This window comes from Lysinibacillus sp. NPDC093210 (genome assembly GCF_044753985.1).
GTDB lineage: Bacteria > Bacillota > Bacilli > Bacillales_A > Planococcaceae > Lysinibacillus.
In genome coordinates this window covers 115,135-135,952 of sequence record NZ_JBIVOE010000006.1, presented here as the reverse complement: position 1 = coordinate 135,952, position 20,818 = coordinate 115,135, and the positions used below count along the sequence as shown (strand labels likewise).

At 33.4% G+C, this 20,818-nt stretch carries 22 protein-coding genes; 12 read left to right on the top strand and 10 right to left on the bottom strand.

Translation table 11 applies throughout. The features are described from left to right. Positions 1-280: 280 nt before the first annotated feature. A complete protein-coding gene (locus tag ACIP9C_RS15255) occupies positions 281-445 on the top strand; it encodes a hypothetical protein (RefSeq protein ID WP_401011963.1) in 165 nt (54 codons plus the stop codon). Between the two features lie 266 nt (positions 446-711). Then, positions 712-1,479, top strand: coding sequence for a GNAT family N-acetyltransferase (locus tag ACIP9C_RS15250; protein ID WP_401011961.1), 768 nt, complete (start codon positions 712-714; stop codon positions 1,477-1,479). Positions 1,480-2,000: 521 nt separating this feature from the next. On the opposite strand, the gene ACIP9C_RS15245 is transcribed toward ACIP9C_RS15250, so the two are convergent. Then, complete coding sequence (locus ACIP9C_RS15245) at positions 2,001-2,792, bottom strand: SHOCT domain-containing protein (protein WP_401011960.1); 792 nt, start codon at positions 2,790-2,792, stop codon at positions 2,001-2,003. 394 nt (positions 2,793-3,186) lie between these two features. On the opposite strand from ACIP9C_RS15245, the gene ACIP9C_RS15240 reads away from it, so the two are divergent. Then, positions 3,187-4,467 carry an oligosaccharide repeat unit polymerase gene (locus ACIP9C_RS15240; RefSeq protein ID WP_401011958.1) on the top strand — a complete coding sequence of 427 codons (1,281 nt, stop codon included), beginning with the start codon at positions 3,187-3,189 and terminating at the stop codon, positions 4,465-4,467. Between the two features lie 140 nt (positions 4,468-4,607). On the opposite strand, the gene ACIP9C_RS15235 is transcribed toward ACIP9C_RS15240, so the two are convergent. Together ACIP9C_RS15235 and ACIP9C_RS15230 are read right to left on the bottom strand one after the other, a co-directional pair. Further along, on the bottom strand, positions 4,608-5,255 hold the full coding sequence (locus tag ACIP9C_RS15235) for a FusB/FusC family EF-G-binding protein (RefSeq protein ID WP_401011956.1): 648 nt from the start codon (positions 5,253-5,255) through the stop codon (positions 4,608-4,610). 266 nt (positions 5,256-5,521) lie between these two features. Continuing rightward, entirely contained in the window at positions 5,522-5,857 is a 336-nt protein-coding gene (locus ACIP9C_RS15230; protein WP_401011954.1) for a hypothetical protein, read from the bottom strand. A 347-nt stretch (positions 5,858-6,204) separates the two neighbouring features. Between ACIP9C_RS15230 and ACIP9C_RS15225 the strand changes: the two genes are divergently transcribed. The 6 genes from ACIP9C_RS15225 (at position 6,205) to thrS (ending at position 11,399) form a co-directional block, all read left to right on the top strand. After that, positions 6,205-6,603: a MarR family winged helix-turn-helix transcriptional regulator gene (locus ACIP9C_RS15225; protein WP_401011952.1), complete on the top strand. Its 399-nt coding sequence runs from the start codon at positions 6,205-6,207 to the stop codon at positions 6,601-6,603. Continuing rightward, positions 6,603-6,950 (top strand): DUF3147 family protein, encoded by a 348-nt coding sequence (locus ACIP9C_RS15220; protein WP_401012218.1) that lies wholly within the window; start codon positions 6,603-6,605, stop codon positions 6,948-6,950. The genes ACIP9C_RS15225 and ACIP9C_RS15220 overlap by 1 nt, the downstream gene beginning before the upstream one ends. A gap of 15 nt (positions 6,951-6,965) precedes the next feature. Beyond that, positions 6,966-7,451, top strand: a complete 486-nt coding sequence (locus ACIP9C_RS15215) for a GNAT family N-acetyltransferase (protein ID WP_401011950.1) — start codon at positions 6,966-6,968, stop codon at positions 7,449-7,451. Between the two features lie 412 nt (positions 7,452-7,863). After that, complete coding sequence (locus ACIP9C_RS15210) at positions 7,864-8,355, top strand: hypothetical protein (RefSeq protein ID WP_401011948.1); 492 nt, start codon at positions 7,864-7,866, stop codon at positions 8,353-8,355. Positions 8,356-8,513: 158 nt separating this feature from the next. Continuing rightward, complete coding sequence (locus tag ACIP9C_RS15205) at positions 8,514-9,023, top strand: hypothetical protein (protein ID WP_401011946.1); 510 nt, start codon at positions 8,514-8,516, stop codon at positions 9,021-9,023. 453 nt (positions 9,024-9,476) lie between these two features. Further along, entirely contained in the window at positions 9,477-11,399 is a 1,923-nt protein-coding gene (gene thrS / locus ACIP9C_RS15200) for a threonine--tRNA ligase (RefSeq protein ID WP_401011945.1), read from the top strand. A 145-nt stretch (positions 11,400-11,544) separates the two neighbouring features. Here the strand turns inward: thrS and ACIP9C_RS15195 are convergent, their stop codons facing one another. The 3 genes from ACIP9C_RS15195 to ACIP9C_RS15185 form a co-directional block, all read right to left on the bottom strand. Continuing rightward, the gene (locus ACIP9C_RS15195; RefSeq protein WP_401011943.1) at positions 11,545-12,027 is read right to left on the bottom strand and encodes a hypothetical protein; all 483 of its coding nucleotides are present in this window, start codon (positions 12,025-12,027) and stop codon (positions 11,545-11,547) included. A 222-nt stretch (positions 12,028-12,249) separates the two neighbouring features. Further along, the gene (locus tag ACIP9C_RS15190) at positions 12,250-12,414 is read right to left on the bottom strand and encodes a Spo0E family sporulation regulatory protein-aspartic acid phosphatase (RefSeq protein ID WP_401011941.1); all 165 of its coding nucleotides are present in this window, start codon (positions 12,412-12,414) and stop codon (positions 12,250-12,252) included. Between the two features lie 528 nt (positions 12,415-12,942). Further along, positions 12,943-13,497, bottom strand: a complete 555-nt coding sequence (locus ACIP9C_RS15185; protein ID WP_401011939.1) for a GNAT family N-acetyltransferase — start codon at positions 13,495-13,497, stop codon at positions 12,943-12,945. A gap of 275 nt (positions 13,498-13,772) precedes the next feature. Here ACIP9C_RS15185 and ACIP9C_RS15180 point away from each other — a divergent pair, with 275 nt between their 5' ends. Together ACIP9C_RS15180 and ACIP9C_RS15175 are read left to right on the top strand one after the other, a co-directional pair. Beyond that, positions 13,773-14,240 (top strand): GNAT family N-acetyltransferase, encoded by a 468-nt coding sequence (locus ACIP9C_RS15180; RefSeq protein WP_401011937.1) that lies wholly within the window; start codon positions 13,773-13,775, stop codon positions 14,238-14,240. Between the two features lie 28 nt (positions 14,241-14,268). Then, positions 14,269-14,694 carry a GNAT family N-acetyltransferase gene (locus ACIP9C_RS15175; protein ID WP_401011935.1) on the top strand — a complete coding sequence of 142 codons (426 nt, stop codon included), beginning with the start codon at positions 14,269-14,271 and terminating at the stop codon, positions 14,692-14,694. A 180-nt stretch (positions 14,695-14,874) separates the two neighbouring features. On the opposite strand, the gene ACIP9C_RS15170 is transcribed toward ACIP9C_RS15175, so the two are convergent. Beyond that, positions 14,875-15,612, bottom strand: coding sequence for a class I SAM-dependent DNA methyltransferase (locus ACIP9C_RS15170; RefSeq protein ID WP_401011933.1), 738 nt, complete (start codon positions 15,610-15,612; stop codon positions 14,875-14,877). A gap of 460 nt (positions 15,613-16,072) precedes the next feature. Between ACIP9C_RS15170 and ccsB the strand changes: the two genes are divergently transcribed. Then, positions 16,073-17,227: a c-type cytochrome biogenesis protein CcsB gene (gene ccsB / locus ACIP9C_RS15165; protein ID WP_401012217.1), complete on the top strand. Its 1,155-nt coding sequence runs from the start codon at positions 16,073-16,075 to the stop codon at positions 17,225-17,227. A 77-nt stretch (positions 17,228-17,304) separates the two neighbouring features. Here the strand turns inward: ccsB and ACIP9C_RS15160 are convergent, their stop codons facing one another. The 3 genes from ACIP9C_RS15160 to ACIP9C_RS15150 form a co-directional block, all read right to left on the bottom strand. Next, positions 17,305-17,505: a cold-shock protein gene (locus ACIP9C_RS15160; RefSeq protein WP_010859201.1), complete on the bottom strand. Its 201-nt coding sequence runs from the start codon at positions 17,503-17,505 to the stop codon at positions 17,305-17,307. A gap of 372 nt (positions 17,506-17,877) precedes the next feature. Next, on the bottom strand, positions 17,878-18,504 hold the full coding sequence (locus ACIP9C_RS15155; RefSeq protein WP_401011930.1) for a response regulator: 627 nt from the start codon (positions 18,502-18,504) through the stop codon (positions 17,878-17,880). Further along, positions 18,501-20,699: an ATP-binding protein gene (locus ACIP9C_RS15150; RefSeq protein WP_401011929.1), complete on the bottom strand. Its 2,199-nt coding sequence runs from the start codon at positions 20,697-20,699 to the stop codon at positions 18,501-18,503. The genes ACIP9C_RS15155 and ACIP9C_RS15150 overlap by 4 nt, the downstream gene beginning before the upstream one ends. Between the last annotated feature and the right edge of the window lie 119 nt (positions 20,700-20,818).

The window sequence follows — 20,818 nt, the reverse complement described above, 5'->3', positions numbered from 1 at the left end:
TCATCATTTTTTGATTTCATTAGATTCTTACGGAAAGACAATGGAAGACATGAAAAAAATCATTACTAGCCAAAAGAAACATATCAATGCCGAGCTTGAAACGATTCCAGTACGCATTGATGAAAACTGAAAAAGGTACGATATGTAGGTACCAAAAATACTTCGTTAGATTGGAGCAAAGCTTAATAATCCTATTTGGGCTCCTATTGCTGAGGTATTAGCGGACCATTTAGGTTACATCAAAAAACAAAATGAACAGATTCAAAAGGAGGAACCAATAGTGACAAACAGACTAACGTCAACAGCTAAAGAGGATTTGAAAGGATTGTTAAAGGAGACATATCAAAAAGGTATCTTAAAAGTGGACCATAGTCAAAAAGTTTGTACGATGACTGATGGTGAAGCTTTAGGATTATTGATTTCAGTTGTGAAACGAACTTTATAAATAAAAATAAACCACGAAATCATGATAATTTTCGTGGTTTATTTACATTTATTTAAAAAACTTAATTTTTGTATTATAAGATGTACAGTTACAAAAGTTGTTTATTTTTCACTAATTGATCAGAATGAGAAGTACATAGTCAAGCCCTTTTGAATTTTCTGAATATTATGGGAGGATATAAAAACTGTGAACAATGTATTAATATAATTAAATTGCTCTTATAATAAAAAGAGCGCGTGCTGTATTTAATTGGAAGGGGCAAAAAAATGATTACAAATCAACAATTAGTTATTAACAATCTTGAAGAAAAAATAAGAATATTCACTCATGCGGTTAATGGAAAATTTATCGAGGAAGAAGATTTCGTTATGGCGAATACAGAAGTACCCACTGATACATTTAATATACTTTTGCCGAAAACTTCACATATAAATAATGTATCTAATATTAGAAATAGCATTGAAAATATGTCACTTAAAGAATATCCCTTTAGTACTTGGATTGACTCCAGTTTTTTGAATACTGACTGGCAAGATTTGATGCAGGAATATAACCTACAAGAAGCAGAACGTAATGTAATGATGAAACTTGAAAATACTTTGAATGTCGGTCAAAGAAATTCTCATCAGCTTATGATTACTCATGTGAGAAATTTGGATGAACTTAATGATTATAAAGAAGTTTTTATAAGCCTTTTTGGGGGTACACCAGAAAAAGATGCATTAGAAAATTATTTTAATAAGTTTTCTGAAGTAAATTTAGGTTCAGAAATTCGAATGTTTATCGGACGTGTTGGTGAAATAACTGTATCTACTGGTTTACTAATAGAAAGCAAAGAAAGTTATGGTATTTATGATGTAATGACAAAAGAAACATTTAGAGGTAAAGGATATGGCAGTGAAATGTTCCAATACCTTCTTACTCAAACAAGAGATAAACAGAAACCTGTGGTATTACAAGCATCAGATGATGGGAAAAACATCTATAAGCGCTTTGGGTTTATAGATGTTGGAGAAATGGTTGTATTTGAATAAGGATAGGGCAATTAAAAAAGTCACTCATTTGAAAACTAATGAGTGACTTCCTTCTTATTTGAAATCGTTATGTGTAAAAATGTAATGTACCCCAGAAGTACCCCAAAACAGTAATACAAAATATACAATATTATTAAAAAAAGAGCGTGATATACTATAAATGCTTGGTAATAATGTAATCTATTAATTAAAAAACAAATAATATAAAGCCACTTGAACTCTGGGAAAAAAACACACCACCGAAATGGTTGTCATAGCATACCCGAAACACTCGTATTGAATACGAGTGTTTTTTTGTGCGGAAACGTTGATATATCAATGTTTGAGATAAATTTTTAAGGGACAACTTATTAATGAATTGCAGAGGATGGTCTCAATTAATAGATCATTTCAATCCGTGTCGGTCCTCCTAGGATACTTTCAATATTAATTTTGTCATTTTTACGAGCGATATCCTTCCTTCTTCAAATAGGGGCGGTTGTTTTTTATGGATAAGAAAAAGCGTTCATGTGAACGCTTCATTAAACTTGTAAAAGTTCGATTTTCTTTTCTTCAAATTCTGCTTGTGTTATTGCACCCATATCCAATAGTTGTTTATACTTCAATATCTCATCTGCTGCAGAAGTTGTTTGCCCTTGATGCCTAATTGCTTCAACGGTAGGTTGTTGTTGACTACAAATTAATTCTAAAATAGATAGACATTCATGAGCTGCATTATATGCATTTTGATATAGCACTCCACTTTTTTTCATATCTGTCTCAATGAAGTGAACATAAACAACTGGGTTGTAAATATTATTTAAAGTAATTTTTAATTTTAAACTACTACAAACACCTTTAATTTTCTTTTTGCCGGTTACTGCACCTACGATTGCACCAGTATCTCCAAATAAAGCTCCACCAACAAGAGCACTACCTAAGCCACCGGAAATTATAGTCTCGCCATCTTCCAGTAATTCAAAATTGATGATATCACTATAGTTATAAACAGTAGATTTATTACGTTTCCCTAAAATTGTGGATAAAATAAGCCATTTTTTATTGTTATCATCAAATTCAACAAAATTTCCAACTCTTTTTGTAGGATTAAATGCTTTTAAATCTCGTTTATTTTCTTTTTGTGTATGGATTGCATTTCTTATATCTTCGACGGTCATATGAAAAATATACTTTTTATTAAGACCTAATTTTTTTAGGTTAGCTTCTTTATAACAAGAAGCACACACCCATTCTTTATTAGCTATTCGAAACCGATTTAAACCCACTTCTTGTTCACATACACCACATACTTGTTTTAAACTAAAAAAGCCCATGTTTAACCATCCTTTTTTAAAAAAATTATTTGTAAGTATTAAAATAGCCACTTACCTATTAGATGTCTAAATATGCCTATTAACGATCCTGCTATATTAATACAATAATACCATTTAATAAACACTTAAGTATAATGTATTTATAAGGGGATGGATATAAACTGAAAAATTAATAGTTTCTTGAATTTTGATGGGTTCTCAAAAGAAAGTATATTAATGTTAATTTCTATAAACTATTAAGAGTGATAGAAGAGAAATAGAAGGCTTAAGCTGTCATTTTCATTTTCTGTAAAATTGGAAACTATCTATAAAATTTACAAAAAATATGATATACTGATTTTGTTTTATAAAAATCAACGAGGAGGGGAAGTAACATCTATAAGGTGTGATATGTATGAGCAAATTGAAACAAAGTTTTGGAAAATTAAATAAAATTGATATGTTCTCTCCATATTTCTTTTTGCCATTTATTCTACTGTTATATTTTTTTATCAGTTTATTTGATTGGCATAAATTTGAACATTTCGGTATACATGTGTCTATATGGCCAGCTGTAATAGTAGCTGTTATTTGTTATTACATAGGTGTATTGATAATTGATAAACTTGAGTGGACAATTCCATCGTTTGGACTGTCCTTCTTAGGGAAATATGTGATTCATTTTATAGTTGTCTTGACAGTGCTTGGGTTAGGCTCCTATTTAATGATGATTTTTAGTGGTAACTTAGGGATAACAGACGAAGCAAACCGCCGTAATTTAGACCCCAAGTTAAACTTCTTTAGCCAATTGCTATGGTTTGGTGTGCTATTACTCTTGTCCTATAAAATGATTTTGGAGAAGACGATGACATGGAATAAAGCGATCGTATATGGTTCAATATTTGCGGTTGTCATGTTTTTATTTCTATTAATGGGCTACCGAACGCCTCTTATCATTATGTTATTTACCGGCATCATTATTTTTCACTATGTTGTAAAAAGAGTGAAGTTAACATGGTTCCTAACAGCATTGGTCGTAATTGGTGTAGGATTCTCATTGTTTGGATTTATACGAGTCCTTACAGAAGATACATCAATTGAATTTAATAAGCGTGAGCAACCTGATGTAGAATTAACAGCTGAGGAAAGAGATAAACTATTAACAGCTGAACAAAAAGTAAACTTAGTACCGAAATGGGTTCGAGCATTAAATGCTGAAGCTGTCACAAGTCATATCGTTTTAAGTACGATAATTGAATACACAAAAGAAGAAGATTACTTAAAAGGTGAAATTCATAAAGGAATATTTAGTACAATTTTACCTGGTGAACAAATTTCACCTCGCATGAGGGTTACAGAGGTCGTCAACTCGATTACGAGCGAACGCGGTGTCAATGTTACACGTGAACAGCGAACAACAACCCCAACATTTATTGGTCAATTATTTTTAGATGGGGGCTATTTGCTAGTTGCGATTGGTTTCTTATTATATGGTGTCTTAATTTCATTAATTTATAATAAAGTAAAGCAAAATGGTATTCGCAGTTTCCACACGGTCGCTTACGCATTTACGATTACCGTGTTTACCGTTTCTATGCATACAGGTTTACTCGACTTAATCATTGTACTTATGCTCGGTTTCGTCATCATTGCATCGTCCATTATGACGAACGATAAACGCGAGCTTTACTATTAAAATACAAAAAACTATCCGCTAAAGTTAATGATAACTAGCTTTAATAGATAGTTTTTTTGTGGAGAAAACTGAGGAGATGATGGATTGTATGTTAACACAACAAAAAAAGCCTTCCCCGAAGTGGAGAAGACTATTTATGATCAAGTAATACGCTCAAAAAACGTAATTGTTTTATTCATATTTGTCACGTGTTGATTACACGTATCGCTGTCAGCACAAATGTAATTACTATGGTTCGTATAAGTGCCAACGACATTCCCTTTGATGGAAGTTGTAAATAGTCCAACATCAGCGTGACGATTACAAATTGCACATATACCACGCACCGTATTATTTGCAAAAGTGCCTTTGATTGCTTTTAGCTTATCGTCTTGCTCAAGAATGACATATTTACGATGTGTACCAGGATCATCCCAGGCGAAATAACAAATTTGCTGAAAATCTAATCGTTCTAGATTTGGCAACTTTAGCTTTTTTTCTTTTTTAAACAAGCTTTTTATAGTACTTGCTGTAAGTGGCTTAAATGGGATGACATATGACTTCAGGTCTTGTAAATACGATTCACCTGCTGCACGCTCTGTTACTGAATAAATGGGCTCAATCAGTTGGGCTTCTGAAGTTGTCATGACAACATTTTCAGAAATCTCTTTTTCGACAAGGCCACGCACAGTTTGAATGACATTTGTATCTTTTGAAGTAGCTAATGTTAGTAAAATTTTATTCATTTGTTGACTAAGTAAATTATAGTTTGCAACCGTTAAAAACGGCTGAATTGCTTGTTTTTCCATGTGAAATCACTCCTGTAAATTAGGCTTTTGTATTTGTGGCCTAAAGAGATCATCCATTTGTGGAGTTAACCTAGACCTCTTCGACCTGTAGATAGGCGGGTCTAGAGCAGGCATTACAATAGAATGCGACCATTTCGATTCCTCCTTGTAAAGAGAACTACTATTATTTTAACATTTTAAGGCAATGAAATAAAGGAAGAGGTGGCGTTTTTCTAAAATAAAAAAGGACTGTGCTAAGCAGCCCTAAAACCGTTTCACTATTGGATTTATGACACCATAGACATAATAAATTTCCCTGAAAGCATGAAAATTGCATAGACTAGTAATGAACCTATAACAGCAATGCTAGGCTTATACCAGTTTGTTAAGAGGAAGGCGAGTACAGTGAAAAGTAACATGCCTACTGCTCCAAAAACTGTATTTTGTAAAACGCTATGAAAAGTGTCTGCTTTCATATTCTTCATTTGCATACCCATATTAATGAGCGTCAGAATTGGCAAGGCAGTAATAATGCCCGATAAAAATAAATATTTTGACTGACTTAAAAGCAATGCAAGCACCATAATGGCTCCACCGACAAAAAAATACACCAAATATAACACGCGTAACCCTCAATTTCGTATTCTCTTCTAGATTTAGTAGTGTAATAATACTGCACATAGTACATGCTTACAAGAGCCTATCAATGTTAGTAGAAAAAAGTTATTAAATAAAGGAATCAATTTGAAATAACTAGCGATTTTCAGCGCTGAGGTGAAAAAGATTTTATGACTACTTACGTTTAAGGTTCTCAATGATTATTGTTGTTCGATTCCAATTTCGTTAAACAATAAACTACGACAATAGAACGATAGCTAAAAATTATCGTATATTCATAGTATTCTCTTTTAATATATCGTTATATACGATATAATCGCTATTGACGATATATTAAAGGAGCATAAAAGATATGATACACGATATTAACCATTATTTCACAAATATTTTTTATCATCTCCATACAACACATGAAGATGTGATTTCCCATCAAAGTGTGCGTATTTTACAGATGATTCAAAAGGAAGATGAAGTGACAGTTCGAGATATTGCAGCGTTACTGAATATTTCACAAAATACAGCTTCAGAGCATATAAAAAAGCTTGAACGTCATGGCTGGGTTGAAAAGATTCGAGCAACCGATGATCAACGCAAAGTTAAGCTCTATCTTACGGATGAAGGGCGAAGTGTTTTAAAGAAAAATACGGAATTAGACGATAATAAGCTTAAGCAAGCATTGAACCTATTAACCGAAAAAGAACAACAAAGTATAATGGAAGCATTTCGGCTATTGAGTGAGGTGTCGAAATGATGTATACACTCGTGAAAATTATTAGTTCCGCCGCAATTATCGCTTTAGTGACAGAAGTTGCGAGAAGATTTCCTGCATATGGTGGTGTGATTGCCGCGCTACCACTTGTCAGTATTTTGAGTATTATTTGGCTAACAGTTCAAAGCGAACCAAATGAGCATATTCAACGCTTTATGGTAGGGGTTATCGTTGGACTTCCAGCAACGATGGTCATGCTTTTTGTTATGTATATGGCGATGAAATCATCTATTCATATTGTATTTGCTATAGCGCTTGGAGTCGCATCATGGGCAATCTGTTTAGGCATTCAGAAAGCCATTGCTGGAGTATTTCATATTTCAATTTAAAGTAGGTGAAGTAAAGTGTCAGTTATAAATATTTCACAAGTGAATAAAAAGGATGTTATCGAGTTTTTTCAAGCACATTGGGGAACTACAGAAATGGTCATTTCCAGTGGGATTTATGATTGTAGTAAGTTAGAAGGCTTTGCTTTTCTTGATGAAAGCCAAAAAATTGTAGGTCTAGTAACTTACATAATCCGAAACAATGAATGCGAAATTATATCTCTCGATAGTGCGGAAGAGGGAAAAGGGATCGGTACATTACTTGTTCAAGCCGTAGAGGATCAAGCCCGCCAACATCATTGTACAGTTGTTTCACTCATTACAACGAATGATAATTTACATGCATTAAAATTTTATCAAAAACGTGGCTACTACCTTGTAGAAATTTTACGAAATGCAGTAGAACGTGCAAGAGTTCTGAAACCCGAGATTCCGCTAATCGGCAATGACGGTATTCCTATTCGTGATGAAATAAGGCTAGAAAAACCATCTGTCTCGGTTTGAGACAGATGGTTTTTTATTAAAGTAAATATAAAGGATACTTTAAAAGCTCATTTGTTAAATAACCTAATAAAAAAGGTAAACCTATTAAAATCATGATTAATCTAATAACAAAGGGTGCAATTCTTATTGTTTTAAACAAACATCTCCCTCTCTAAACGATACTTTCGAACTGGCGCTTTTTTAAAATGGAGGCTGATTGCATTAAAGGGCTCTTTTTCTAATTCTTAACAGAGCCTGCACGCGGGGTCATACCTTAAAATTAGTAAGTTAAAAAGTATCTGTATCGACTGAACTATTGTTTTCTTAGAATACAAATTGCAAGATGAAATATCGTTGCCAGTAGAGAGAATTATGTTCCACTGCTTGCCATTTCTCGCTATACTTATGTTGAAGTTTGAAAGTGAGGAATCCAATGAAAAAAATATTATTTATCCTATTCTTTAGTGTGCTAGTAGTGGTAGCGGCATTTGTAATTTATTTGAAAAGTAATCCGCCACTTGTTATTAATGGGTATACAAGCGCTGATGGTAACCCTACTAACCGTTTAATCGAAATTGAAAATAAAGGTATAAGAGAGCTACAGTTACAAACGATTCTTGTCGATGAAAAGTACCCTGAAAGTGCTAAGCTTATTGTCAGCAAATCAGAACCATTTGAAATAGGTACAAAAATTGAAAACAACCCAAACATGACATTTCATAAATTAACGCAAGTAAGGATTTTCCCAAGTCAATACATAGACAGACAGGCGATTGGTAAACAACCGCAACATTATGCAATACAAGTAAATGCTACAACGATTCAAAAGGTAACCATTCAATATAACTATTTAAAGATACCATTTACATTAACAGCGGAGCTTCAACCAAATAACGAGCAAGAAAATGATACCAAATTAAAATAGATAAAAAACGAAGCAGTCATCATTTACGCTTACCTAAATTATTTGTCATATCGTTTATGCCGATGTCATTTCATAAGATTGTTTGATGAAAAAATCCCTTTATTCCTAAATCATGGTAATCTAATGGTAATAGTTATTGCGATGATAGGAGGGGTCTAATGGGATTAGTAATAGTTGGTGTCGTACTTGTACTTAGTATTTTAGGTACCATTTTAGTTGTTGTTAAGAAGCAGTCTAAAGGTGATATAATGCTCCAGGTTGAAGCAATATGTGAAGGAAAGAATGAATTGGACCAGGCCATTATGAAGATATATTTTACGTTTTCAATCGGAAAACTTGCCAGTCGTAGTAAAGAAATTATCGGTAGTATAGATTGGTCAGAAGGATGGATGCCAGTCAGCTACAATTTGAAAGAACATGGAAGTTATAGGGAAGACAGAATCCCTACATTGATAGAAGACAAATACACTACTTTTGATATAGATGCGACGAATGCAATTGATAGTCAAGGTAGTGGTGAGGGCTATATTGTTCTTGTATTAGAAAAACCGACGCATACAATGCTGTCTAGAGCAGGTGTTATGCTGGTTGTAACTGCTAACTTAGTGTCCTATCAATTGTCAGAATCTATAAGCTGGCATAATGAAGTAGTAGTCAACCATTATTAACTCATAAGGATGGAACTTAACAATAAATGTGCAATCCCAAAAAAAAATTTTTAGTAACAATGTATGCGTTTTACACGCAGTGATATCAATAAACAGGTCATATTAGTTAATGTGAAAAATAATTTTCAAATATTGACAAGTATTTAAATGTCCGATATAGTAAATACCAATTTCATGAAACAATGAAAATAGCCATGACAAGGACAAGAGATTTGATGAACGATTTACAGAGAGGGAAGCCTAGCTGAAAACTTCCTATTGCCGCATCATTTTTTACTACCTTGGAGCAGTGCTTGGAAACATGCACCGTAATTGCGACGTTACAGCAAAGTCAATGAGCCGCTAGTGCATCTAGTGGGAATTTGGGTGGAACCACGGGTAAATTACACATACTCGTCCCTATTTTGGGACGGATATGTGTTTTTTTTATTTTCTAGAAAAGGAGAAAAGAACATGTCAAATCAAGTATTAAACATTCAGTTTCCGGATGGAAAACAACAAGTATTTACAAAAGGTGTTACACTAACCGACATTGCACAGGCGATTAGCCCCGCACTGCGCAAAAAAGCAATTGTAGGAAGTGTGAACGGAACCATCACTGATTTGACGCGCCCTATATTGGCAGATGCCCAAATCAACCTATTTGATGCTAGCTCACGCGAGGGAATCGAGGTTATTCGTCATTCCACTGCTCATTTATTAGCACAAGCTATTAAACGAATCTATCCAAATGCGCAGTTTGGGGTAGGGCCAGTTATCGAGAATGGGTTTTATTACGATATCGATTTACCAGAATCCCTTGTACCAACAGACTTACAAAAAATAGAAAAAATGATGAAACGAATTGTTCAAGAAAATATTGAAATACATCGAAAGGAAGTATCGCGAGCAGAAGCTAAACAGCTGTTCCAGCATGATAAATTAAAGTTGGAATTACTAGCTGATATTCCCGAAGAAGAAATAATTACAGTTTATGAGCAAGGTGATTTTTATGATTTATGTCGTGGGCCGCATGTTTCGTCAACAGGTAAATTGCAACACTTTCAATTAATGCAAGTTTCTGGAGCGTATTGGCGCGGCGATAGCCAAAATAAAATGCTGCAGCGCATTTATGGTGTTTCATTTGCTACAAAGGAAGAATTACAGGATTACTTTGTATTTCTAGAAGAAGCAGAAAAACGCAATCATCGTAAATTGGGGAAAGAACTTGAATTATTTATGTTTTCCGAAGAAGCACCAGGCATGCCGTTTTATTTAGCAAATGGTCAAATCATTCGAAATGAATTAGAATCCTTTTTACGAAATCTTCAAACGAAGTATGACTATCAAGAGGTTCGTACACCATTTATGATGAACCAGCGTTTATGGGAACAATCGGGACATTGGGACCACTATAAAGACAATATGTATTTTACACAAGTAGATGCTCAAAGCTTCGCTTTAAAGCCTATGAATTGTCCTGGGCATATGTTGATTTTCAAAAATGCAAGACATTCATACCGTGATTTGCCGATTCGGATGGCGGAATTTGGGCAAGTGCATCGACATGAATTTAGCGGTGCATTAAATGGTCTATTACGTGTACGAACATTCTGCCAAGACGATGCCCATATTTTTGTCACACCTGAGCAAATAGAGGATGAAATTAATTTAGCGCTGAAGATTATTGATCATACGTATCAAGTTTTTGGCTTCCAATATGAAATTGAACTTTCGACTCGTCCTGCTGATTTTATGGGAGATATTCAGCTTTGGGATAAAGCAGAAAGAGCATTGGAAAATGTTTTAAATAATGCAGGGTATGCTTATAGAATAAACGAAGGGGACGGCGCATTTTACGGACCTAAAATTGACATTCACATAAAAGATGCTATTAAACGCAGTCACCAATGTGCAACAATTCAACTAGATTTCCAACTGCCTGAGAAATTCGATTTAACATATTTAAATGAACAAAACGAAAAAGTAAGACCTGTCGTTATCCATCGTGCTGTATTTGGCTCAATTGATCGCTTTTTAGGCATTTTAATTGAACATTTTGGCGGTGCATTTCCGACTTGGTTAGCACCACAACAAGTAATTGTGATAGGGGTTGCTAATATCCATCAAGAATATGTTCAACAGGTTGTACACATACTTGAAAAAGAACAAATACGTGTCCGTGCAGATAACCGCCAGGAGAAGCTCGGGAAAAAAATAAGAGAAGCACAGATGAAGAAAACACCGTATATTCTAGTATTGGGCGATAAAGAGCGCGACAATCAAAGTGTAACTGTACGCAAATTTGGTAATCAAGAGTTAAATGAAAAAACATTACAGCAGTTTGTTGATGAAGTCAAACAAGAAATTTTGCAAAAAGCTTTACCTACTAGTTAATAATAAAGAAAAGCCTGGTTGAATATTACAATCAGGCTTTTTCTCATTTCAAATAAAAATAACCTATTTATTAAAAATAGCAAAGATTATGCTTCTAGTAATGGTTATTCAAGCATAGTATATAGTAGATGTACTTTATAAAGTATCAAAGTGGCTTATCTGCTTTTAGTACTGGTGAATACGTACTACTACCTAATAGTATATTATTCGTTTCTGCATCAATCACTATATATTTATGAAATTCTTCTTGTGCGTTTTGGCGATATGAAGCTAAAAAATATACTTGTCTGTTTGGATGAATCATAATGTGATTTGAGAGATCTAATTTTCTACTGTTGTAATTTATTTGCATATTAAAAATTTTATGAGTATCAGGCACATCTTTAAATAGAATTTTTTGGCGAACGTTTAACGATGCATCTTTATACTCCTCATAGATGGATTTATCTAGTTGCTTATAAAATGCGTCTTCAACAAGAAATGATTGAAAGTGATTACTAGGGTATTGAAGCGTAGTGTCAGATGTTGTGATAGGTTCACAAATAGTAGTTGTCGACTCTTTTGGTAAAGTCTCTGTGTGTGAAAATAAATTAGAAATAACGACCAAGGTTAAAAACAGTACTTGCATAATTTGGCCTCCTATAATTAGTGTTATAGGTAGATTTCCCAATTTTTTGTTATGTATACGTTTCATTACAGTAACATATTGAAAACTAAGGAATATCGAAAAGGCTCTTTAACAAGTAATTAGACTGAACGAAAAACCAGCCACGTAAACATTATTTCTGACTGGTTTTATCGAAAACGGGATTACATTATAAAATTTATTTATAAATACTCCTCCTTTTTATTAGGATGCTTGTTTTAAATATTTGTTTAGTAAAACATCAAGTTCTTGGCTACAATCTACTACGGCGGGGTGTGTAAATCCTAAATCTTTTGCCTTTTTATACATAATTCTTCTTTTAATCTCAATTTCAAACTTCAAGAATTGTTTAAGCAATAAATGTACCAACTTATTCTCCTCCTAATTTTTTTCCGCATATTCTTGATTTAAAATTCCAATGACTTTGATTCAGCTTTTTCATTGTATATCAGTTAAAACAAAAAAATTGTCACATTGTGTATTGAAATTGAAATTCGTAATTTAGTCACAAATTAGTCTAAGTAACTATAAAAATAATGTGAATTCTAGTGAAAATTTTTTACCCCTTTGTTAGATTAATAAGTTATGTAATTAGCGAATTGACAGTGTTTTTACTTTAAATAATGTTAAGAATTAAACATTTTTTGTATGTGTCTTTTTGACTATAGAGAATAATCTATCTAACTAGAATAGTTGATGCAAAACGTTACAATATTTCATTTCTTGTCGCAATTTATCAAATTCTATTATTTGCTGTTTAATTATTAGGAATAATTCTTTTTCTTAAAATTACTTGACATATATAGACTTTTTAAAATGATCAGAAAGCGAAATCAAGATCAGGTACACTAAAAATGAGTAACGCACACATTCATTATTTTGAATGTGTGCGCTTTTTTAACTAAGTGGGGGCCACTCTTCACGTAATAGGCCGAATAAGATTATATCGTGAAATTTACCGAAGCGGAATATTTCATTACGAAGGGTACCTTCTTTGGTAAATCCACATTTTTCATAGGAACGTATCGCTCCTACATTAAAGCTGAACACTTGTAGTTTAATTTTGTTTATTGCAATGTAGTCGAAGATGAATGTGATGAGAGTCTGCATAGCATCAGTACCTAATCCTTTACCATGCCATTTTTCACTCAAAGATATTCCTACTAAACATGTGCTATTAATCCAGTTAATAGAATATACACCACATGAACCAATAAGCTGTTGCGTCGTCTTTTCAAAAATACCAAAGAAAAATTCTTCCTTTTTTCCACTAATACTTTGAAAGAATGTAGAATGATCTTCTACTGTATGTGGGAATGGAATTTCATCATTAGCAAGTAATAAAGTATGTTTTTCACTCTCTACCTTTATAAATTCTTCTAAATCAGAAGATGCCATTTGCTTCAAAATAATTGATTGTCCATTAAGAAAATCTTTAAAATATTGTTCCATGTAAATTCTCCCTTGTTCAAGGGCTGCAGTGTAAGTTTTACATCCCTTTGAAATTAATTTGTTCCAAACATTTCTACTGCTTTTAGTGCAATCATAGTCGCATCTCCTTTAAATTGAATAGTATAATAATAGCATAGTTTGGAATTTAAAGTAATAAAATGAAAAAATAACACAAAAGTGTGTTGGTTAATTAGTAAATTTTAAACGATGGTTATCTGCTATTAATTGCTAAAATATGTTAGGGTTATTTCAGAGTAAATGGAAGAAGGGGTAAAATGCGACTAAAATTTTATGAAGTATCCGATCACTCATTGATTGAGCAATACACGTTAACTAAAGAGCAGCTTCGCTATACGATGTCCCCACAGGCAAGTATCGAATTAATTAAAACTGATGAAAGTCGACATGCAGTGTTAGCGATGAAAGAAGGGAAGCTCGTTACTTTTTTTGTTCTTCATGAAAAGGAAGGGGTAAAACCTTACACTGGAAATAATCAAGCTTTATTAATTCGAGCATTTTCAACGGATGTTAATGAACAAGGTAAGGGGTATGCAACTGAAGCATTACATTTATTGCCCTCGTTTGTGCAACAACATTTTCCTACCATTAACGAACTAGTTTTAGGTGTGAATTTTCCTAATATTGCGGCGCAGGCTCTATATAAAAAATGTGGCTTTGTAGATGAAGGCATCAATGCAGTAGGAATTAATGATGAGTTGAAAGTAATGAGTTATTATTTATAATCTATCAAATAAAATAAGGGTGAATGAAATGATGCCAGTAATAGAGGCTAATATAGAACATATTGCTGTCCTCTGTACAATGGACGAAGAAGTCATAGGGGATAATTCAAGAAAAGATATGATAATAAAAGCAATTGAAGAAAAGCGTTGCCTTATTCAAAGAACGCACAGCGGTATAGCAGGATTTTTAATTTTTACGACTAATTTTTTTGAATGTAGTTTTATTTCATTGGTCATTGTTAAACCATCTGAACGAAGAAAAGGGGTGGCTTCATTACTACTAGCTAGTTTTGTCAGTATGGCACCAACACCAAAAATTTTCTCCTCTACAAATCATTCAAATTTGCAAATGCAAAAAGTATTTGAAGTAGCTGGATTTAATAGAAGTGGCTATATTGAAAACTTGGATGATGATGATCCCGAAATCATTTACTTTAAATCAAAAGTTGATTGAATTTGGGAAGTAATTGTTTAAGTGTCTGTCACTTAGCATACACACCTAGCATAATATGATTACTATATATAAATCCACTTAGCTTTCAGCGGGTACAGTGTATGCCGCAGGAGTCTAAGTGGATTTTTGCTTGAAGTATTCAGAATTGTTTGAGTGCCTGTCACTTATTCAACGGAAGATTTACTGCTTCTTTGCTCGTACTAATAAAAAGGAAGGTTTCCGTAATTCTTTTTTTAGTTTTGGAAGAGCTTGTATTGCTTCGATAGAGGGGATAGGTTCTTCAATTTTCTCAATAGTGAGTCCATGTACAATTAATGTATTGAGTATAGTTGATAGCGTCCGATGATACTTTATAACACCTTCAACTAACCAGGTTTGCTCCCGTACACCTTCTGCTTGATAATCATCAATTGCATAATGACATAAATCACCATCCTCGTCGCAAATCCAATTATCCATATATTTACGTGCTGTAACAATCGGGTGTTCTATTGAAAAAATGACTACACCATCTTTGCGAAGCATGGACGATACTTTAGCAATTACTGCATCAAAATCTTCTATATAATGTAGAGCGAGAGAGCTTGTAATACAATCAAAGCTATTTGCAGGAGCATTAAATTTCTCAAATGATTGTAAGCAATAATAAATGTTTGGATGTGCATGCAATGTTTTAGCGACAGCAAGCATATTTTTCGACACATCTATCGCTGTTACATGCTTTGCTTTGTTCTCAATACAAAACGTTGCAAATTCCCCCATACCACAGCCTATATCAAGTAACTGTAAATCATGTAAATCGGGCAGTAATGCTTTAAATGCTGGCTGCTCAAGTAATTGATTATAATTGAATGGTAATGATCGTAATTGTCGGTATTGCTTAAAAAAATTTGGATTATCATAAATATTCTGCTGCATGTAAAACCTCCGAATTATTTTACATAACGTTATGTTTCATTTGCGCATTTTTATTTTCCCATATAGCCAAAGAAAGAAATAGACTTATAATATAATTTTTGGTAATATGTAGATAGAGGCATATCTACTTTCATAAAGACCAACTTTTTGCGTATGTGAAAAGTTGGTTTTTTTGAGTTTGTATATTACATGGGATGATGATTGTTTTTTATTTAAGTGAATGGTACCAAATGTCTGTGTCATTAGAAATCCTAGAAGTCATAAAAGATGGTATCATCCTGTTTGTATTCATTTGCTTCTTCTTGTATTGTCACATTTTTGTAATAACTACCATTTAGAGGAATAATTTACAACAGAAAGAAGGCACTTAATGTAACGGGTTACGTTCTTTTTAAGGAGAGGCATTCACAGCTTCTACCAAAAAAGGATGTTGGAGGTCGTTATGTTGGGAACTGAAAAAATATTAAGTATGAGTGGGTATTCATTATTTGCAGCTTTTATTTTACTGTTAATTGCCATTTTACCGTTTGGACTCGCAGTAAAATCATCAGGACGTACGTTTAAGAGACTTGGTCTTATACTTACATATTCCGCCTTTGTCTTACAATTATGCTATTTTATTTTAAGATGGTTTGCAGTGAAACACGCTCCAGTTAGTAATATGTACGAGTTTATGACGTTTTTTGGCATTATGCTAACGGCTAGCTTTCTCATTATTCATTATTTGTATAAGCAAATTGTTGTAGGGTTATTTGTAATACCCGTAGTATTAATGATTCTCGGCTATGGAAGCGTTTTTACAAATGAAGTTACACCACTTGTACCTTCATTACAAAGTAATTGGTTAACAATTCATGTTATGACAGTTGCTTTTTCTAGTGCTATTTTATCTATCTCATTTGCAACGGGGATAATTTATCTGCTAAAAACGTTGGATGTTCAAAAACGATCACTTAGTACGATTATGTTAGAATTTGTCATGTACTGTTTGCTTGTTGTCATTGGCTTTAGCGGCGTATCGACTGCTTTTACTATAATGAAGGATGACGTACATCTTCAATTTGAAAATACACACGGCAAGGAAGAACAGGTTGTCTATACGATGACACCCCTTATTGTCAATGCCGGAGCGTTAAAGGAAAATGGAGATTCTACAGGATTATTGAAAGTACCTCAAACTATAGACGCAAAAAAGTTAAATTCTATCGTCTGGGCATTTATCGTGGGGACCCTTTTATATGGTATCATACGGATTCTCTTTAGAAAGTCGATTATTGTTTTATTAAAGCCGCTGACAAAACGTGTACAGCCTGCATTAATGGACGAAATTTCTTATAGAGCCGTTGTGATAGGCTACCCATTGTTTGCTTTAGGTGGTTTATTGTTTGCAATGATATGGGCACAAATTGCCTGGGGAAGATATTGGGGTTGGGATCCGAAAGAAGTTTGGGCACTTATTACATTTTTATTTTATGCTGCTTTTTTACATCTACGTCTTTCCAAAGGATGGGAAGGGGAGAAAACTGCATGGTTATCTATAACTGGATTTGGCATTATCGTTTTTAATCAAGTATTCGTTAACTTGGTGATTGCGGGACTCCATTCTTACGCGTAGAGAAATAATTATAAATGAAAAGAGACATCCATAAAGGATGTCTCTTGGAGTTTGAACTGTTAATTCTTGAAAAAGAATTAAAGTTTTACAACGTTTGTAGCTTGAGGGCCACGGTTACCTTCTTCAACGCCGAATTCTACTTTTTGTCCTTCTTCAAGTGTTTTGAAACCTTCAGATTGGATTGCAGAGAAGTGTACGAATACATCGTTTCCACCTTCTACTTCGATGAAGCCAAAACCTTTTTCTGCGTTAAACCATTTTACTGTACCTTGAGTCATTTAAAAAACCTCCAAAAATAAATTCAACAATCATATTCCTTCATTCTGTATAAAATAAACACATAATCAGAAGATCGCACGAACACGTTACTATTGAATACGTGGATTCATTGTTTACGATGAAGTAATTTAATTATTACTTTCATTATATAACAGATTCATACATTTATCCAGCAAATGCCGTTTTTTAGTAAGAAAAAATTACATAATATTGTTTCTAAGTATAAGGATTGACCCATTTACTGAAAGAAAAGAGGTATAAACAACCTATTTTGTTAATAAAAAGCGATAAATTGAATGGGTTTTATACCATTATCACATTTGTTGAGACTATGTAAACTTATACAAAATTTTTAGGTAGCCTGTATGATTTTAGTCAATCCATGCTTTTTCTTTTGCAACAATTACTGCCTCGGCACGTGATTCCACTTGCAATCTTACAAAGAGTTTAGATAAATAATTTTCCACTGTACGTTGGGTAACCCCAATTGCAGAGGCGATGGCTTTATTTGTACAACCTTGTGCTACGAGCTGCAAAATTTCCTGTTCTTTATGACTTAGTAGTACTTCCTGCTTGGCATTGGAACGATTCGAGTGCTGTTTGACAAAGTCCAAAAAATCAACTGATAATAAAATTTCCCCGCGCAAAGTAGCTTGTATTGTTTGAATAACTTGTTCTTTCGTAGCAAGCTTTGATAAAAGTCCATCCACTTTTTTTTCAACAAGTAGCTCGTAATAATCGGATAATTCATAGCCTGTATAAAGTATAATCATTGCTTCAGGTTGTATTTTCTTAATCATTTCAGCAAGCTGAATGCCATTTATCGGTTTCATATTAATATCAATTAAAAAGAGCTGGAAAGTTTGAGTCTCCATTCTGGAAGCGACATTAGCACTTTCTTGCTCCGTTTCAATATGGACATTTTCTAAATCTTGTAATAATGTTTTCGTTCCGTCTAAAACGACAGGATGATCATCTACAATCAATATATCAATCATTTGTATGGTTCCTCACAATCCTCTTGAATTTGAATAAAAACATGCATGCCATCATTTGGTTTGGAGGTAATGGTCATTTCTCCGTTAAACGCTCGAACACGTTCTCGAATTCCATTAATGCCCATAGAAGCGGATGATTGCATTAAATCTTCAATGTTGCAGCCGATACCATTATCGTCGTATTGGAGAACAAAACCATTGTTAATCGCAAGTAGCTTTAGCGAAACCTTCGATGCATCTGCGTGTTTAATCGCATTATTGAGCAGTTCTTGAACTAGGCGATAGACGACTAAATGTAAAGTTGCATCTTGAAACTGAACTCGGTCAATTTGAGTATTTAACAGAAAGTTAGCTCGAATTTTTACTTTTTGTACAAGTTTTTTTAAAGCCATTTCTAAACCAAAAGTATCGAGTAACGGGGGACTTAGATTTTCACAATACTCTCGTAAATCTTTAGTGGCATTAATAAGTTGTTCCCGAATGTCTAAAACTTTTTTTTCTTCAATAATAGGGGAGCTTGCAATAACATCTAATTCCCTTGCCAGATGGAGTTGCTCCTGTAAAATAGTGTCATGTAACTCCTGTGCAAGAATACTTTTTTCTTTCTCAATAATATTCCATAATAATTTATCGAGCCAGGGAAGTTGAGTGTTATTCGTGTCTTTCATGTGCTGTATATCGCGTACTAAATCTTCAATATGCTTTAAATTGTCGATAAACATAGAGACATATAAAGCAAGTAACTCCAACCAAAGTAGCTCTTCTTTTTGTAAAGTGTGCCGTATCCTGATAAGAATCTTTTCATCCACTGTATCATGGATAAGTAGTTGTGTCATTTGGTTCTCAATTTGGATGCCACCTTGTGGAAACTGAACATCCTCGGTTATTATTTCAAGGGTAAATGCTGTAGTACCAAGTTTTTCGGTAATTTCACTTTTAAGTTTATTCAGTAACTCCTGCTGATTTTTTGCATTTCCCATGCGATTAACAGCCGCATATAAATTATGTACATAATCACCAGATGACGAAAATATAATTTTTCGATGTTTAAAATCAAGTTGCTCTTTTATATAGAAGCTTGTAATAAAACCTACGAAAAGAACAATAAAAACAACAATTAGCATTGCAATTGTAAGCTGTTCAACTAACAATAATGCTAAAAACGTCGTTAGTATAAGTGAGATAAAAAAGGCAAGTGATGAATAATAGCGAAAACGAGATAATTGGTACTCAATATCAAACAATCGTTCATTTAACTGAATGAAAATAAAGGAAAAAGGAATAAACAAAATAAATAAAACACTTATTTCAGGCTGAATGATTGCTTTGTTAACTAAAATTTCAGGTACAACAAATAATAATAAAAACGGCAAAAAAGGTATAATACATGAAATGGCGATTAATCGTATTTTCGCTAACCGTGTTCGTAAATAGCTAGTTAGTAATATAAAAATAGCGTATAAAATGAGTAATGCAAATAAACCTAGCGTAACATTAGGCGTGATGTTCCTAAATTGGGGCACAAATAATTCAATGACATAGCAAGATGGAATGATGACTAAAGGAATAAAATAGAGCCACCTCGTATCTAAGTACGACCATTTTATAAGTAAATAACGAAAATACAGTTGTAAAAAATGAATAATTAATACTAAACATAAGACGATACAAACTCCATTGACAATCATGCCAACTACATTCCCTCGACTTGAAGCACCAGTGCTTGTGTAAGCTAACGAACATGTTAACAGAAATAAAATTAATAATTTTGTTATGAAATTATCTTTATTATGTTTCCATAAGTAGAAAGCAACACAAAAACAAAGGATGAAATAAAACATCGGAAAAACAATATGTGTATAAAACTCTTCAGGAAGATCACGGTGCTTTACTTCAATTGTATGTACTGTACTATCTGCTTTTAAAATCGACAGCTCATTTGCACTGGCGACGTAACTATCTCGTTGGGACGATACAAAACCTTTTGTGGATTGTTGATCAATTGTAAGAATAGTGTCTCCTTGATCAATATTCTGCTGTTGTGCCCAACCTATATAATAAGGATGAATTACGACTGGGAGCTCATTAGACGTATCGACTAAAATGTTAATAAAAGGGGCACGAAATGCAATAACAAGTACATAAATGCCAATAAGTAAGTACGTGATAAAAATACTAGAAGTCAATTTGTGCATAATATATCCTCTTTATTTTTCATAATCATTATGAAAATGCCTCGTTTCATCAATAAGTATCTACTGTATTATCCCTAATTTTAGGTTTTTTTGGAATACCGAAAAAGTGCGTTTCGGAA